General features: G+C 64.9%; 17 protein-coding genes. 9 read left to right on the top strand and 8 right to left on the bottom strand.

Annotated elements, in window-relative coordinates:
- Nucleotides 1–28 precede the first annotated feature (28 nt).
- Complete coding sequence (locus C449_RS08170; RefSeq protein ID WP_006077513.1) at nucleotides 29–994, bottom strand: hypothetical protein; 966 nt, start codon at nucleotides 992–994, stop codon at nucleotides 29–31.
- A 94-nt stretch (nucleotides 995–1088) separates the two neighbouring features.
- Here C449_RS08170 and C449_RS08165 point away from each other — a divergent pair, with 94 nt between their 5' ends.
- The gene (locus C449_RS08165) at nucleotides 1089–2033 is read left to right on the top strand and encodes a glycosyltransferase family 2 protein (protein WP_049913972.1); all 945 of its coding nucleotides are present in this window, start codon (nucleotides 1089–1091) and stop codon (nucleotides 2031–2033) included.
- Here C449_RS08165 and C449_RS08160 read toward each other — a convergent pair.
- Genes C449_RS08160 through aglG form a run of 5 tightly spaced genes read right to left on the bottom strand, consistent with a single transcriptional unit; the run spans nucleotide 2024 to nucleotide 8267 of the window.
- Entirely contained in the window at nucleotides 2024–3319 is a 1296-nt protein-coding gene (locus tag C449_RS08160) for a sulfatase family protein (protein WP_080504908.1), read from the bottom strand. The two genes, C449_RS08165 and C449_RS08160, sit on opposite strands and share 10 nt — an antisense overlap.
- A 59-nt stretch (nucleotides 3320–3378) precedes the next feature.
- Nucleotides 3379–4800, bottom strand: coding sequence for a lipopolysaccharide biosynthesis protein (locus C449_RS08155; RefSeq protein ID WP_006077510.1), 1422 nt, complete (start codon nucleotides 4798–4800; stop codon nucleotides 3379–3381).
- Nucleotides 4801–4848: 48 nt separating this feature from the next.
- The gene (locus C449_RS08150; RefSeq protein WP_006077509.1) at nucleotides 4849–6237 is read right to left on the bottom strand and encodes a sulfatase-like hydrolase/transferase; all 1389 of its coding nucleotides are present in this window, start codon (nucleotides 6235–6237) and stop codon (nucleotides 4849–4851) included.
- Between the two features lie 3 nt (nucleotides 6238–6240).
- Nucleotides 6241–7314: a glycosyltransferase gene (locus tag C449_RS08145; RefSeq protein ID WP_006077508.1), complete on the bottom strand. Its 1074-nt coding sequence runs from the start codon at nucleotides 7312–7314 to the stop codon at nucleotides 6241–6243.
- Nucleotides 7311–8267 carry a glucosyl-dolichyl phosphate glucuronosyltransferase gene (aglG, locus tag C449_RS08140; protein ID WP_006077507.1) on the bottom strand — a complete coding sequence of 319 codons (957 nt, stop codon included), beginning with the start codon at nucleotides 8265–8267 and terminating at the stop codon, nucleotides 7311–7313. The genes C449_RS08145 and aglG overlap by 4 nt, the downstream gene beginning before the upstream one ends.
- 163 nt (nucleotides 8268–8430) lie before the next feature.
- On the opposite strand from aglG, the gene C449_RS08135 reads away from it, so the two are divergent.
- The gene (locus C449_RS08135) at nucleotides 8431–9057 is read left to right on the top strand and encodes an RAD55 family ATPase (protein ID WP_006077506.1); all 627 of its coding nucleotides are present in this window, start codon (nucleotides 8431–8433) and stop codon (nucleotides 9055–9057) included.
- Between the two features lie 140 nt (nucleotides 9058–9197).
- On the top strand, nucleotides 9198–9572 hold the full coding sequence (locus C449_RS08130) for a response regulator (protein ID WP_006077505.1): 375 nt from the start codon (nucleotides 9198–9200) through the stop codon (nucleotides 9570–9572).
- Between the two features lie 77 nt (nucleotides 9573–9649).
- On the opposite strand, the gene C449_RS08125 is transcribed toward C449_RS08130, so the two are convergent.
- A complete protein-coding gene (locus tag C449_RS08125; protein ID WP_006077504.1) occupies nucleotides 9650–10642 on the bottom strand; it encodes an FKBP-type peptidyl-prolyl cis-trans isomerase in 993 nt (330 codons plus the stop codon).
- A 128-nt stretch (nucleotides 10643–10770) separates the two neighbouring features.
- Between C449_RS08125 and C449_RS08120 the strand changes: the two genes are divergently transcribed.
- Genes C449_RS08120 through C449_RS08110 form a run of 3 tightly spaced genes read left to right on the top strand, consistent with a single transcriptional unit; the run spans nucleotide 10771 to nucleotide 12925 of the window.
- Nucleotides 10771–11016, top strand: coding sequence for an amphi-Trp domain-containing protein (locus C449_RS08120; protein WP_006077503.1), 246 nt, complete (start codon nucleotides 10771–10773; stop codon nucleotides 11014–11016).
- A 54-nt stretch (nucleotides 11017–11070) separates the two neighbouring features.
- Nucleotides 11071–11667, top strand: a complete 597-nt coding sequence (gene cyaB, locus C449_RS08115; RefSeq protein WP_006077502.1) for a class IV adenylate cyclase — start codon at nucleotides 11071–11073, stop codon at nucleotides 11665–11667.
- Nucleotides 11668–11725: 58 nt separating this feature from the next.
- Complete coding sequence (locus C449_RS08110; RefSeq protein ID WP_006077501.1) at nucleotides 11726–12925, top strand: methionine adenosyltransferase; 1200 nt, start codon at nucleotides 11726–11728, stop codon at nucleotides 12923–12925.
- A 171-nt stretch (nucleotides 12926–13096) separates the two neighbouring features.
- Here the strand turns inward: C449_RS08110 and C449_RS08105 are convergent, their stop codons facing one another.
- Nucleotides 13097–13579 carry an Rrf2 family transcriptional regulator gene (locus C449_RS08105; protein WP_006077500.1) on the bottom strand — a complete coding sequence of 161 codons (483 nt, stop codon included), beginning with the start codon at nucleotides 13577–13579 and terminating at the stop codon, nucleotides 13097–13099.
- Nucleotides 13580–13832: 253 nt separating this feature from the next.
- On the opposite strand from C449_RS08105, the gene C449_RS08100 reads away from it, so the two are divergent.
- From C449_RS08100 to C449_RS08090, 3 genes are all read left to right on the top strand, one after another.
- The gene (locus C449_RS08100; RefSeq protein WP_006077499.1) at nucleotides 13833–14624 is read left to right on the top strand and encodes an SDR family NAD(P)-dependent oxidoreductase; all 792 of its coding nucleotides are present in this window, start codon (nucleotides 13833–13835) and stop codon (nucleotides 14622–14624) included.
- A gap of 252 nt (nucleotides 14625–14876) precedes the next feature.
- Complete coding sequence (gene msrB / locus C449_RS08095) at nucleotides 14877–15296, top strand: peptide-methionine (R)-S-oxide reductase MsrB (RefSeq protein WP_006077498.1); 420 nt, start codon at nucleotides 14877–14879, stop codon at nucleotides 15294–15296.
- Nucleotides 15297–15450: 154 nt separating this feature from the next.
- Nucleotides 15451–15825: a VOC family protein gene (locus C449_RS08090; RefSeq protein ID WP_006077497.1), complete on the top strand. Its 375-nt coding sequence runs from the start codon at nucleotides 15451–15453 to the stop codon at nucleotides 15823–15825.
- The last annotated feature ends 88 nt before the right edge of the window (nucleotides 15826–15913 follow it).

Here is a 15913-nt window from a genome sequence, read left to right as displayed (position 1 = left end):
TTCGAGTTGCGCAGCGGAACGGCCGCGACTATCCCGACGCGTCGCCCTCGGCGTAGCCGAGTGCTTCGAGTCGCTCGGTGACCGACGACGTGGCCGCCTCGGAATCGGCAGCGTCCTCGCCGGTGGCCAGCGATTCCGGGGCGGGCTCGTGAGTCCCGCGATCGGTCGCACGCGTCGTGAACCAAGGGACTTCCCGGAGTACGTCGAGCGGGATGTTCGGATGGCCGTAGATCCCGAACTCCCCCTTGGCGTTGCCGTGATCCGCAGTGATCGCGACCCGCTCGGCGTCGAGGTTTTCCAGCAGGATCGCGACCTCGTCGAGCACGTACCGGAGGTTCGCCGTGTACGCGCGCCAGACCTCGCGCTCGGTGAACTCACCACGGCGGAGCCCCTGCCACGCCATCTCGCGGCCGTCGCGCCACTCGTCGAGGGTCGCGGTACCGCCGAGCGGGCGCGGCACGCTCGGGAAATGGGGCTGCATGTAGTGGATGAGGAGTCGATCGTCGGGCCCGACGTGCTCGCGGCCGGCGTAGATCGCCCGATCGGTCACGGGCCGGGCCGGCACGATGCCGGCTTGTTCGTCCCAGCCGTCTCGCCAGACCTCGTCGAGCAGCGCGAACCGGTCGGCCTCGAGGTACTGGTGGGTGAACGGGTTCGCGCTCACGTGGATCGTTCGCGCCATTTCGTCCCTGTATTCCTCGGAGAACGTACGCTCCATCCACTCGTAGGAAGTCGATCCCGGCGATCGATGGGTGCCGGGGTTGTCGAGGAAATCGTAGCTCGGTGCGACGCCACGAAGCACGTCCGCCCGGCAGCCGTCGAGGATCACGAGCGCGTCCCAGTCGCGGTCGTAGACATTCACACCGGGATCGACGAACCGATCGGTCCGCCGGAGCGCGCCGATCCAAAGTTCGTAGGCGCTCGTACGGACGCCGTCGATCCCGTCGGCGGCGACGCGGGCGCGCGTCTCGTCGAGCCAGTCGGCGAGCGTCATTGCCTCGAAGGGCGCGCCGCGGCGCTAAATCCCTTCGGGCTCCCGACCGAACCGCGAAACGAAGGTTGATTTGGGCGGCCCGCGAGGTCCCGTCGTGTCGCGTGACGTTTCGTTGCCCGACTCGCTCCGTGGGGACGGGCCGCTGGTGTCGGTGATCGTCCCGACCTACGACGACAGCGAGTACGTCGGCAGTGCGCTGGAGTCGATCGGAGCGCAGACCCACGACAACGTCGAGATCGTCGTCGTCGACAGCTCGGGGGTGGAGTGGCTCCACGAACTCGCCGCCGAGATCGAGGGGCTCGAATACGTCTTCCAAGAACCACGGGGACTCGGGGCGGCGCGCAACCGCGGCCTCGATGTCGCTACTGGCGAGGTGATCGGCTTTGTCGACGCCGACGATCGCTGGGTGCCCGAAAAGCTCGAGCGACAGTTCGCGGCGCTCGACGACGGTGCGGACGTGGTGTATTCGGACGTCTATCTCGTCGAGGGCGATCGGACACGCCGCCAGTCCGCGCTCCCGGTCCGCAATCCGTCGACCCACCACGTCGATTTTCTCCACGAGGGTGGGGTGCCGATGCCGACGGTACTCGCGCGTGCAGCGTGTTTCGACGACGAGCGCTTCGACGAAGACCTCCCAGCGGTCGAGGACCGCCACCTCTGGGCGCGGCTGTTCGCGCGCTACACGCCCGCCCGCGTGGCCGAGCCGCTCGCGTACTACACCCGTCGAGAGGAGTCGATGAGTTCGGACGCCGAAACCATGTACGAGGCGGAGCTGAGCGTGATCGACGACCTCTGTGATCGATTGCCCGACCTCGGACCGCACCGCACGGCGCTCGAACGCAAAGCACAGTACAAGTACGGCAAACGACTGCTCCGTGCGGGCGACGGCCGCGCGGCACGGGCTCCGCTCCGATCGGCAGTCGCGGCCGGCGAGCGTGACCCACGGGCGCTCGCGCTCCTCGCACTCGCGTACGCGCCGGCTGGCCACGCGCGACTGCTCGAACTACTCGAACGGCTCCAGGAACGCCGTCATCGGTAGCCGAGGGCGTGGAGCCGCTCGTCGATGTCGAGGCGTTCGCCGTCGACCGCGTCGAACGTCGGGAATCGTTTGGCGAGTGATCGCGCCCGTTCGGGATCGTCGATCGGCGACCGCTCGGCGGGATCGTCCGCGAGGTCGTACAGTTCCGGCTCCCAGTCACGGTCGGGGTATTCGACGTACTTCGCGTCCGCGGTCCGGAGGGCACGGACCCAGTTTTCGTGGCCCCGGAGCGCCGCACCACAGGCCCGAACGTACGCGTCACGGTCCACGAGGTCAGGATCGGCCAGTGACTCCCCGTCGATGTCGGTCGTTTCCGCCTCGATCCCGAGCACGTCGAGTAGCGTCGGAAACACATCGACCTGACGGCAAACGGTGGTCTCGCGGCCGGCCTCGATATCTGGCCCCGAAAGCACGAGCGGCACGTTCGCGGTGAAATCGAAGACCGTCTCGCCGTGGCCGTCCTCGATGAAGCGATCGGCGATCGTAACCGGCGAGACGGTTTCGGCGAGCTTGTCGAGCGCGCGTTCGGCGGATCGGGTGTCGACCCCGAACTCGTAGCGTACCTTGTCGCGGACGCGTTTGGCGAGCGCATGGAACGGATGACCGCGCCACGTGATGCTCTCGCCGTGGTCGCCGTGGAGTGCGATTATCGTATCGTCGGGTACCCGATCGACCAGGCGTTCGAGCTGTGCGTCGAGTGCCGACAGCGCGCGTTCGTACGGCCACCGGCCGAACTCCGGGTCGTCGTAGCGCTCCGGCACCGAGATCGGCTCGTGGAGCTCCCAGAGGTGGAGATAGCAGAAGAAGGGTGCGTCGAGCGATGTGAGCCGATCGGCCGCGGTCCACGCCCAGTCGTCGAACACCGAAACGTCGTTCTCGCGGTAGCGGTACTCGTCGAACCCCCGATCGAGGTCGGTCTCGGCGACCAGTGGGCCGGTGACCATCGCGGCGGTGTCGTAGCCGGCGTCGTGGAGGCGTTCGGCGAGCGTCGTCACGTCCGGCGAGAGGCGGGCCTCGCGGAGCGAGCGCACGCCGTTGTGTTCGCCGTACTGGCCGGTCATCAGGCTCGCAACGCAGGGCGTCGTGGTAGTCGCCGAGGCATGGAGGTTCGCGTACGAGCGACCATCCGCCACCAGCGAGTCGATGAACGGGGTTTTGCCCCATCCGGTGTCGATCGCGTCACCGCGGAGACAGTCGACACAGACGAACAGCAGGTTCGGCGGACGGTCGGCCGAACCGCCGCTGTCGGTGGTACTGGTGGAGGTTGCGTCGGTGGTGTCGGTCATGGCGGAGAGTTTCGTGGCGGTTGCGACCACGGCGGCTTGAACGAACCGATGTGGACGGGCTATCGGATCGCCGGCAGGTTCCGCCCGATCGTCGCGCGAAATCGCCGCGAGAGACCGGTAAGCATGGCGAAGTAGACGCAACCGCCGAGGGCGACGAGACCGAACGTCCACGCGATCCCCACCCCGGCGTACCCGCGTGCGGCGTACACCACGCCACCCATCACAACGGCAGCGACGGCTTGACTCACGAGTTCGTCCGTTGGGACCGGGATCGTGACGTACCGGCGGAGGTAGCCGACGGAGAGCACGAGGCCGACGGCGGCGGAGGTCGCGGTGGCGACGGCCGCGCCGAGCCAGCCGACAGTGTAGACGAGCGCGAAGTTGAGACCGAGATTGGTCGCGACGAACGCGACGTTGACGCGAAACGTGATCTCGGGTCGATCGATCGCCGACAGCACGTTCGTGAACTGTGACTGGTAGACGTACAGCAGTCGAGCGACCACCAGCACGACGAGGATTGTATACCCCTTCGTGAACTCGGGGCCGTAGATCGCCAGCACGCGCTCGCCGACGACGAGACAGCCCACCAGGCCGGGGACGACGAACAGTCCGGAGTACGCGATCGCGTCGTCGATCAGTCCGTCGATCGCGTCGAAGTCGTCGGCGTTCGACAGCTCGCTGATCGCCGGGAACAGCGTCGTGCTGATCGAGGCCCCGAACACCGCGAGGATCGAGGCGAGGTTCCACGCGATCTCGTAGGTCCCGATCTGTCCCGAGGAGATCGCAAAGGCCGACACACCCAGTACGAGGGTGTCCATCGAGGCGAACGTCCGGGACTCGATCCCCGAGAACCACGAGTACTTCGCGTAGTCGACCATGCTCGCGACCTGCTCGCGGGTCGGAAGTCGGGGCCGGAGACCGAGGAGCGCGAGGCCGACCGCCGCCGTCACGAACTCCGCGACCGCATAGCCCGACAGCAGCCACCACACCGTGCCGAGGCCCACAGCGACGACACCGACCTGGAGAATTCCTCGAAGGGTTCGATCGAGCGGCGCGAGCAGCGAGGACAGACCAACTCGGTGACGGCCTTCGAGCGCCGCACGGACCTGCCAAAGCAAGAGTCCGGTAAACAGCAGCGCGACCAGCGGCAGCGCCGCCTCCGTCCGGACGTAGTCGTTGACTTGCTCTCGAAAGATCAGGACGCCAGCGGCGAGCAGCCCGAACGTGAGCAGTTGAAGGCCGAGCCCCGCACCGAGATATTCGTCCTCGTCCGCGCCCTCGCTGATGCGCTTGCGGACCGCCATCTGGATGCCCTGACCACCGAGTACCTTCAGCCAGACGAGTACTGCAACGACGAGGAAGTAGTTGCCGAGCACCGCATCGCCGAGTTCCCGCGCGAGATACACCGTCACCACGAACCCGAAGATCGAGGTGGCGATCTGGGAACCGAAGTGGACGAGGGAGGTCTGGCCTATGCGCATCGGCGATCGTCCGACGGGAGCTGGCTGGCGAGCGGACGACTCATCGGTTCACTCCGCGTACCCGAGGTCCCGGAGGCGCTGTTTCGTGGCCTCGTCCATTGCCACGGTGTCGAGATCGTCAGCGGTCGCCTCGATCGTGCGGCGGTGGTCGTCCAGAACCCCACGAATCCGATCGCACTCGTCGGGATGTTCGGTTGCGACGTCGGTCGTCTCGCTCGGGTCGGCGTCGAGGTCGTACAGCGCGCCCGATCCGTCGATCTCGATATACTTCCACCGGCGGTCGCGATAGGCGTACCGCCGCTCGCCGCCGCCCCGATTGTCCTCGCTCCAGTCGCCGACGACGTGCTCGCGGGGCCACTTGTCGCCTTCCAGTAGGGGCCGGAGGCTGTGGCCGGTGAACGATTCGGCCTGGTCGCCGCCAGCGTAATCGACGATCGTGGGGGTGACGTCGGCCAATCCGACGATCTCGTCGTGAACAGCCCCACCTTCGGGGGCCTGCGTCTGCGTATCGTCGGTTTTCCCGAGATCGATGACGAGCGGGACGTGGGTCATCTCGTCGTGGAAGGTTTGACTGTGGCCGAAGTCGCCGTGCTCGCCGAACGCCTCGCCGTGGTCGGCAGTCACGATCACGATCGTGTCCTCGCCCCAGGTGGTGCGGACGCGCTCGATCAGTCGCCCGATCTCGCTGTCGGTGAAGCGGATTTCGGCGTCGTAGAGATCGATCAGGGTCTCGCGCTCGTCGTCAGTCAGGTTCTCCGGCTCCTCGATCATCGTCCGGCGGAGCCTGACGGCCTCGCGTTCGGACACGGGGTCGAGGCCGAGCGCGCGCTGGTGGCGTTCTGGGGGTAGGTAAGGATGGTGGACGTCCATGTAGTGCGTCCAGCAGAATCGCAGCCCGTCGTGCTGGCGGTCGGCCCACTCGATGGCCTTGTCGGTGATCTCGTCGGCCCGGACGTACGCCGACCCGACGTTGATCCCGGCTTCCTTCTCGGCGGTGTCGACCGCACCCGCGAGGAGTTCGTAGAGCCGTCCGTCCTCGTCGAGACGTTCCTTCACGATCTGTTTCAGTCGGGCCAGCCCCGAGGGGTCAGTCTTCGAGTCGAAGAACGTGTCGAACCCGCAGCTGTAACCGAACTCCGCCGCAAGATAGAGGTTGGAGTGGAACCCTGCGGTATGATAGCTATCCGGCAACGCCTCCGTGACCAGCGTCTGCTGGTCCGAAACTCGCTCGTAGCCGCCGTACATCATCGCGGTCGTGGAGGTCAAGATCGACGGAAACGAGGCCCGAGTCGCACACGCGTGAGCGAAGGCGTTCGCGAAGCGGTGGCCGTTCGCCGCGAGCCCGTCGACGACCGGCGTCGTGTCGCGGTCGTAGCCGTACCGACCGACGTGATCGGCCCGGAGCGAATCCACCGTGACGAACAGGACGTCCTGCATCGCTTATCGCTCCCCACTCCTCGCCACGCCTTTGAGTACCTTCCCGTACGTCGCCGCCACCCGCTCGTAATCGAACTCGCGAACGAACGCCTGGAACGCCTCGGTGGCTGCGCTCCCGTCGCCGGCTTCGTCCTCGTCGTCGGCTTCACCATCGTCCGCTCGCCGCACGGCACGGGCGATGGCCATCGGTGTCGGTTCACAGAACGTGACGTGCTCGCCGAAGCGCTCCTCGGCCAGTCCGCGAGCCTGCACGACGCCCAATCCCGCCGCAGCGTATTCGAGCACTTTCAGCGTATGTGGATCATCGACCAGCGAGACGCCGACATCCCCAGCGTGGAGGTAGCCTGGCACCGCGTCGTGATCGACCGTTCCGGGAAAGACGACGTTCTCATGATCGCGGGCAGCGCGCTCGACGTGCTCCGCCAGCGATCCCGCGCCGAGCACGACCAGCGTCCAGTCGTCGAGGTGTTCCATCGCCGCGAGCAACGCCTCGATGTGATAGATCGGTTCGAGACCGCCGACGTAGATCGCCACTCGGTCGCTGGCGTCGATTCCCGCGGCGGCAAGGCGATCGCGCGCCCGTTCGACGCTCTCCGGGTCGGGATCGGCGAACCTGTCGTACGCCACCCCGAGGTCGGTTGCGGTCGCGGCCCGGGCGTACCGCCGAACGCGATCTCGTTCCTCGTCGTAGACGTAGAGGGTGTGATCGGCGAGCGTGAAGGCGACGTTCTCGGCGACCCGGACCGCGAGCGCGAGTTCCGACGAGTGGGTATCGGCGAACTGACGGATCGGATCGACGTGATCGACCACGAACGGCGTTCCGAGGAGTTTCAGGACGGTGCCAGCCATCGCGCCAGAGCGTGTCGTCCCCACGACGACATCGTAGCGGTCGCGCTCGCGGAGCGAGGCGAGGACCGTCCGTGGCGTGGTGCCGCGGAGCGTCACGTCGATTCCGTCCTTGCGGAGGTGCTCGGCGATCCGCCGCCGCCCGACGCTGATGTCCGCCGGCTTGTCGGGCGTGAGCCAGAGCACTCGTAGCGCAGCACTGCCATCCCGTCCACCGGCGAGGGCCGTCATTCCGTCGACCCGAGATCGCCGGGATACTGGACGAGGCCGTAGCAGTAGCCGATCCCAACCAGCGCCGTGAACGCGATTAGTCCAACGAGCCTGGCTGCGCGCTCGCGCGACGGCTTACGGAGGAAAGCCCAGAGCCGACCGGGGAAGAACTCGACGAGAAGCCGGCCGAGAAACGCGCTTTCCTCGTTGGTCGAGTCAGCGACGAAGGTTTCCATTGCTCGCTTCGAGTAGCCCTGCCAGAACGCGCGGTCGGCGAGCCACCCCGGCTGAGTGCGGTATTCGAACACCTTGTGCGCTACCCGTGCGTCGGGGACGTAGTAGACGCCGTGACCGTATTCGCGTCCGAGGCGGGCGCAGAGCTCGGTTTCACCGCCCTGGAGGTTCCCGTCGCCCTTCCGACCACCGATGGCTGGATCGAACCCGCCGAGTTCGAGGAACACCTCCCTGTCGAACGAGATGTTCGAGCCGAACGTGTTCCGGACTTCGCCCGCCGCGGTTTCGTCGCCGTCGGGACCGAACCCACGGTGGGTGACGCCGACGAGCCAGAAGAACTCCGCGGGGAGGAGATCGGGGCGACCGGCGATCCAGTCGGGAACGATCCGTCCACCGACAGCACGGGCGTCGGTGCGCTCGTAGGCCCCGACGAGACGCTCGATCCACTCGGGATCGGCCCGAACGTCGTCGTCGACGAACGCGACGACTTCGCCCGAGGCGAGTTCAGCGCCCGTGTTCCGGCTTTCGAGCAGTCCCCGGTTCTCGTCGTTGCAGTGAATCACGACGTTCTCGCGGTCGCCGTACGCGTCCCGTACTCGGTCGGCAAGGTCCGGTCGCCCGTCGACCACGATCACGAGTTCCACAGGTGAATGGGTCTGGTCGAGGACGGTGTCGGCGGCCTCGCTGAAGACATCGAACTGCGCCGGATCGTACGTACAGAGGACGACCGAGACCCGCATAGCGCCCTCTCGAACGGGCCGACGGATAGCCGTTTCCGTTTGTGGAACCGCCGTCACCCGGCACGCTGTCAACGGAGCTCCGGATGGCAGCTGGAATCGACAACCCCGAACGCGATTCCGGTGGTGACCAAGGTTTATCCAGCACCGCCTGTAGAAGCGAATAATGTCGTCGCGTCTTCCCACCGGGATCGACCTCCTCGACCAGCGCCTCGGCGGCGGCATCCCGCCGGGAAGCATCGTCGCGCTGACCGCGCCGCCGGCGAGCCAGGCCGAGCTCTTGCTCTACGAGTTCATGGCACCGCGCGAGACGATGTATCTCACGCTCGACCGGACCGAACTCGCCGTGGCCGACGCACTGCGGCGGACGGCGATCGACACCGGCGATCCGACGATCCAGTACGTCGCCGAGGACTCCCGGGTCGATCACGCCATCGAACTGTTCCACGACCTTCCCGAGCGCTCGACGCTGATCGTCGATCCCCACACCGTGCTCGAACGCAAGGAACGCTCGCGCTTTCGGGAGTTCATGACCCAGCTCCACCTCCACGTCATCGACACCGAGAGCATCGCCGTGCTCCACTGCCTCGACGGCCGGAGCGTGCCGGCACTACGAGATACGACAGCCCACATGGCCGACGTGATCCTCCGACTGACGGCCACCACCGCCGGCACGGCGGTCGAAACCAGACTCGCCGTTCCCAAGTTCCGCGGCGGGCGCGCACTCACCGAGACGCTCAAGCTCAGACTCACCGACAGAGTCGAGATCGACACCAGCCGCGACATCGCCTGAACCATCGGGTTTATCGCCAGCCGGTCGTCGAACGGTCGATCGACGGAGGATGATCGCAGCACGACCCGGCGGCCGTCGGTCGGTTCACCGATGCGTTTAATAGCCAATGCGTCGACATCTGCAACGAACGGCGAAGACCGATGACGCGAACAGTCCTGATCGTTGACGATGACGCGGGAATCCGTGAGCTACTCCGGTTCAAGCTCGGGAAACACGACTTCGAGGTCGCGACGAGTTCGAACGGGCGCGAGTGTCTCGAGTATCTCGATACCGAACCGTTGCCGGATCTCGTCCTGCTCGACATCATGATGCCGTACATGGACGGGAACGAAGTCCTCGACCGGATCCGCGACGAGGTCGACGTCACCCTACCGGTGGTGTTGTTGACCGCGGCGGAGTCCCGTGCGGAGATCGACGACTCGATCGAGGTGACGGACCACATCGAGAAGCCGTTCCGGATGAACGAGGTCGTCGACTGCGTGCAGCACGTTCTGGATGAGTCGGCGTCGGACTGAGCGGAAGCCGACAGTCTCTGGCTGGGGCGGAGCTGTCGGAAAAGCGCCGTCGTCGAAGAAGTACCGCCGTTGGACGACTATTCGTCGGATTCGACGTCGTCGAGTTCCTCGGTGATCTCGTCGGCGTCGATGTCGGCGTCTTCGAGCTCTTCTTCGATGGCTTCGAGGTCGGCCTCCTCGCCACCGCCGCCCATACCGCCCATCATGCCACCCATGCCGCCCATCATCCCACCGGTGCCGTCGATGACCTCCTCGACGATCACGCGGTCGAGATCGAGCCGATCGATGAGGTCGCCGAGGATCTGCTGTTTGCCCATCATCCACTGCTGGTCGAACTGGAGCTGGGGCGACTGCTCGATGTAGAGCGTCTCCTTCTCGACGACTTCGGTCTCGAACTCGGGTTCGGCCTCCTCGTCCTCGTCGCCTTCGTCTTCGTCGGGTTCGACCATCTGCTCTTCCTCGACCTCGTCGACCTCGATCCGCATGTCGAGGTCGGCGTCGAAGTACATCCCGAGCATCCCCTCGGCGCGCTCGATCCGGTCGTCGACGGTGTCGAGCACCTCGTAGTCGTACTCGACGTCCTCGCCCGCGAGCGGATGGTTGAAGTCGACGCGTGCGCGGCCGCCGATGATGGTGTTGACGTGGCCGTGTTCACCCTCGATGTCGACGTGGCCGCCGGGATACCGATCGTCCTCGGGGATCTTCTCCGCGCTGATCGTTCGGACTTCCTCCTCGTCGTACTCACCGAACGCCTCGGCCGCGGGCACGGTCACGGATCCGGAGTCGCCGGCCTCGCCACCGATGAAGTCCTGCTCGACGGCGTCGAAGAGGTGCCCTGCGCCGACCGCGATCACGCGCGGCTCGAAGGTCTGCTGCTGGTCGTCGACGCCCTCTTCCTCGGCGACGTCCTGATCGGTGGTGTCGACGAGCTGGTCGTTCTCGACCGAGCGGGCGGTGTACGCGAGACGAACGAAGTCGCCCTCTTGGATGCCGCTGGCTTCGGTTTCATCGGTGTCAGCATCGCTGGGCTCGTCGTTCGGTTCGGCTCCCTCGGGCTGATCGTCGGTCATGTGCGCACTCACACCCGTTCGACGTTTAAGAACAACGTTTCGTGTCCGGGAGCTTCGAGCAGGCGAACCGAAACGCTCCGGCGACGAGCGGCGGAGACCTTATCCTACTCAGGCGAGTCCACTATGGTATGGCAGACACTACCAGCGCGAGCCAGACACTCTCACGAGAGGACATCGCGGCAGAGTTGGAATCGCTCGCGAACGAGCTACGGAACACCGAAAGCGAGGTCGACGTCGCCGTCGGCAACAAGTCGGTGACGCTCAGCCCGGACGAAACGGTCGACTACGACATCGAAGTGAGCGAACGGGAGCCGATGATCGGCGACAAACGCGAATCGATCAGCATCGAGGTGAGCTGGAAAGCAGACGAGTAGTCCATCGCGGCGCTCATGTAGTAGAGTCGAGTGACACCCGCCAGAGGCTACCGAATGTACGAAGTCGAACTCAAGGTCCGCGCCGCCCACGAACCGGTCCGGGACGCGCTCGTAGCCCGCGAAGCCACGCGCCTCGGCACCGTCGCGCAGGACGACACCTACTACGACGCTCCCCACCGATCGTTCGTCGAAACCGACGAGGCGCTCAGACTCCGCCACGAGACGCAGGAGGAGAACGCGGAGAGCACGACCCACCTCACCTACAAGGGACCGCTGGTCGACACCACGTCGAAGACCCGCGAGGAAGCCGAAACCGCCGTCGACGATCCCGAGGCGGCCGAGACGATCGTCGAGGCCCTCGGATTTTCGCCCGCCGCGAGCGTACGGAAACGCCGAGAACGCTTCGCTCTCGGGGAGTACACGATCGCCCTCGATAGCGTCACGGACGTGGGACAGTTCGTCGAAGTCGAGCGAACGGTCGAGACGGAGACCGAGATCGACCGCGCGCGCGACGGCGCACGCGAACTCCTCGCCGACCTCGGTCTCGATCCCGACGACCAGCTCCGAACGTCGTATCTCGCCCTTCTGCTCGATGCGCGCGAGACGGCGGACGAGCAGAACGAGCGTGACGGTGGCAATAACCGACAATAATCCTCCTGCGCGCAAAAGTTTCCGTAAGTTATAGACCGGCCGGCCGCGAACCCCGATCATGACCGAACGGAACATCCGGGTCGAGGCGCTCGACCGCCCTGCAGTCGACGACCAAACCGTGGAAATCGTCGAGCGAAAGGGTATCGGCCATCCCGACTCGCTCTGCGACGGGATCGCCGAGAGCGTCTCACGTGCGCTCGCGGCCGCGTATCTCGACCGTGTCGGGACGATCCTCCACTACAACACCGACGAAACCCAATTAGTGGCGGGCAACGCCGCGCCCGCTTTCGGCGGCGGCGAGATGATCGAACCGATCTACATCCTGATCGTCGGCCGCGCGACCAGCGAGTATCAGGGAACGAAGATCCCAACCGAGCCGATCGCCCTCCGGGCAGCCCGTCAGTATCTCGACGCCCACGTTCCGCATCTCGATGTCGGCACCGACGTGATCCTCGACGCGAAGCTCGGCGAGGGCAGCGGCGACCTCCAAGACGTGTTCGACGACGGCAGCGTCCCAATGGCGAACGACACGAGCTTCGGGGTGGGCCACGCGCCGCTTTCCGAAACCGAGGAGATCGTCCTCAATACCGAGCGCCGTCTCAACGGCGAGTACGCAGCCGACAATCCCGAACTCGGTGCGGACATCAAGGTGATGGGCAAACGCGAGGGCGACCGGATCGACGTCACCGTGGCGGCGGCGATGATCGACGCCCACATCGAGAGTCTCGACGCGTACACCGATGCGGTCGACGGCGTACGCGAGTACGTCACCGACCTCGCCCGCGAGTACACCGATCGCGAGGTCGAAGTCAGAGTCAACACCGCCGACGACTACGACGAGGGTTCGATCTACCTCACGACGACCGGGACCTCGGCTGAACAGGGCGACGACGGCTCGGTGGGACGGGGCAACCGCGCGAACGGTCTCATCACTCCGAACCGATCGATGTCGATGGAGGCGACCTCGGGGAAGAACCCCGTGAACCACATCGGGAAGCTTTACAACCTGCTCTCGACCGAAATCGCCGAAAGCGTCGTGGGCGAGGTCGACGGCATCCGCGATCTCCGGGTCCGACTCGTGAGTCGGATCGGCCAGCCGGTCGATCAACCCCACGTCGCCGACGTCCACGTCAGCACCGAATCCGGCGTCGCGGTCGGCGACGTCGAGAGCGAAGTCGGGCGGATCGTCGACCGTGAACTCGCCGACCTCAGTGACGTGACCCGTCGGGCCGTCGACGGCGAGATCACGACGTTCTGAGCCGGCGGCTGTGTTCGTCCGTACCGCGCTGTTGCGATCGATGAGAAGGAGAGTCACCAGTCATCATCACTCGATGGCGAGGGCGTGAAACACGAGGATCGTCGAAAACGGAAGCAGCCGGATGCAGACTTCAGGCAGGATGTGACAGATGTTCAGGTTCCGGGTTGGTGCTTATGTCTGTTGCTGTTGTGCCCGAAATTCAGTCGCCACTTCGATGATAGGACGTCCGTGTTCGGCTTCGGCATCAGCGACAATTCCCTCGGTGAGCGAGGCAATCGTCACGTCGGCGAGACGTTCCTCGAAGGCTCGCTCCGCGGACGCGAGCATATCGTTGAGCACCTCGGGCATCCGACAACCGACCGGACACTCCTCGTTCGGATAGTCGTCGTAGGACTGGAACAACGGGCCGGTATCGACCGTGCGATAGACGTCGAGCAGGGTGATCTCCTCCGGAGAGCGTGCGAGTTCGAACCCGCCGCTGCGGCCACGTTGGGACCGGACGACACCAGCCTCCTGAAAATCCCCCAACAGCCGGCGAACGACCACGGGATTCGTGTCGACGCTGTACGAAATCGTTTCGGAGGTAGTCGGCCTGTCCCACACAGCCAGCACGACAAGCGTGTGTACACCGGCTTGAAACCGGGTGTTGTTCATAGATCCGTGTCAGTACCGCGTGGCTAAATCTCCGTCGTCGCTCTCTCGGTACTGTACCGGTTGTCCGTCGAAGCAGTCAGGATGCGGTGCGTTTATATGCTACCCAAATCGTAACTAGAGATGTTACGATAAAACGTAACGGGCAAATCACCATGCATAGCCAGTTCAGCTCCCTCATGGAGCACTTGCTCGACGAAACCTACTATCAGGTCGTCGCGGCCTGAATCAACCGAACGACACGGGAGAAATAACCATGGCAGCAACCAACACGGAAGCAGCGGAGTACAACGAGCGGAAACTGGAGAACAAGGTCGCGGTCGTCACTGGCGGCAACAGCGGTATCGGCCGCGCGATCGCCGAGAGGTTTCACGCGCAAGGCGCGTCGGTCGCGATCTTCGGCCGGAATCAGGAAACGCTCAACGAGACCCTCGACGCGCTCGGCGGCGAAGACGAGTCGCTCGCCGTCCGAGGTGACGTCACCAACCCCGAGGATCTCGACAAACTCTATGCGGCCGTCGAGGAGCGTTTCGGTCGCGTTGACGTCCTCGTGGCGAACGCCGGGGTCGGCAAGATCCGTCCGTTCGACGAGGTCGACGAGGACTTTTTCGACACGGTCACGGACATCGATTTCAAGGGTGCGTTCTTCACGGTCCAGAAGGCCCTCCCGCTACTGAGCGACGGCGGCTCAGTGATGTTCACTACCACGGGCGCGACCGAAAAAGGTCTCCCGGGTATGTCGGTCTACGCAGCTGCGAAAGCGGCGCTGCGCTCGCTAACGCGCACGTTAGCGGCCGAGCTCGCGCCACGAGAAGTCCGCGTGAACGCTATTAGTCCTGGTCCGGTCGAGACATCGCTCGTGGAACGAATGGGTATCCCGACCGAGCAGGCCACCGAGGAACTGGGAAAGATCACTGAGCAGCAACCACTCGACCGATTCGGCCGGCCAGAGGAGGTTGCGGCGGCAGCGGTGTTCCTCGCCAGCGAAGACGCCTCCTATGTCACCGGCGCGAAGATCGACGTCGACGGTGGGATGGCACAGGTCTGAGTCGTCTCTGCTGTCGGCTAACTAGATTCGATGTTCACAGCTCTCTGTGAACATTAGGCCATCAGTGTAGATCTCGATTTTCGTCGGGCATGAGAGACTCAACTGTCTGATTTCAGGTGTACACCACGACAGTCGTTCATCCCGACGAAGCGAGTCCCGGCGGTATGGGAAGTGACGGGGATCGGCGGTCGCGGATGGTCGCCGGCACGGCGTGACACAACCTACAAAAGCGTTGCACTCCTTCCTTAGAACATGTCGAACGAACCAGCGACTACGGCGGACGAGATCCCAGAAACCGACGAGGAGTGGCGCGAAGTGCTGACCGACGAGGAGTACGAGATCCTGCGCGAGCAGGGCACCGAGCCCAAGTTCAGCGGCGACCTCCTCGACGAGAGCGAGGACGGCACCTATCTCTGTGCGGGCTGTGGAACCGAACTGTTCAGTTCGGATACCAAGTTCGACTCCGAGACCGGCTGGCCGAGTTTCTCCGACGCGGTCGACGAGCACATCGAACTCCGCCGGGACACCAGCCACGGAATGGACCGGACGGAAGTGGTGTGCGCCGAGTGTGGCGGCCACCTCGGCCACGTCTTCGACGACGGTCCGGAACCGACCGGCAAGCGCTACTGCATCAACTCCGCGGCACTCGGCTTCGACGAGGACGAAGCGTAACCGGTTCGCGGCCGTTCTCTGGCACTGCGTCTTATTTCGTCTTAGTGAACATATCACACCACACAGAGCGCCGCTGTACTGCGCACTATCCGCTGAAGCAGGAAGAAATGCGGTGACCGATGGAGGTTTATGCAGGTTCGATACACGAGGAGGTATGGATGTCATCCATACCGCAATATGGGTATCCGACCTCGAGGCAGCCCGGACGTTTTTCGTCGATGCGCTCGGTCTCGACGAACACTGGTCGTTCACGATGGACGGCGTCGAGAACGTCTACGTCGGCGGGGAGCACGGGGAGATTCAGCTCCGGTACGATCCGGAGCGAGGCGACCCGACACCGGACCGCGACGCACTGGATCACGTCGCGGTCTCGGTCGACGACGTCACGGCCGAGACGGAGCGGGTGGTCGCGGCCACCGACTGCGAAGTCCTCGAGGGGCCGATGAGGGTGGAGGCTGCCGACACGAAGGTATCGTTCATCGAGGGGCCGGACGGCTACGTCGTCGAACTCGTCGAAGACCGCGGATAGGGCACTATCGAACCGACACGGAGTGCGTCATCGCCGTCATCGCACACCAAGACAACAGTTCTCAACATCGCACTCGGCCTGAGAAAGT

It is taken from the genome of Halococcus saccharolyticus DSM 5350, from assembly GCF_000336915.1.
GTDB lineage: Archaea > Halobacteriota > Halobacteria > Halobacteriales > Halococcaceae > Halococcus > Halococcus saccharolyticus.
The sequence above is the reverse complement of the archived record's forward strand: the minus strand, read 5'-3'. Positions and strand labels throughout refer to the sequence as shown.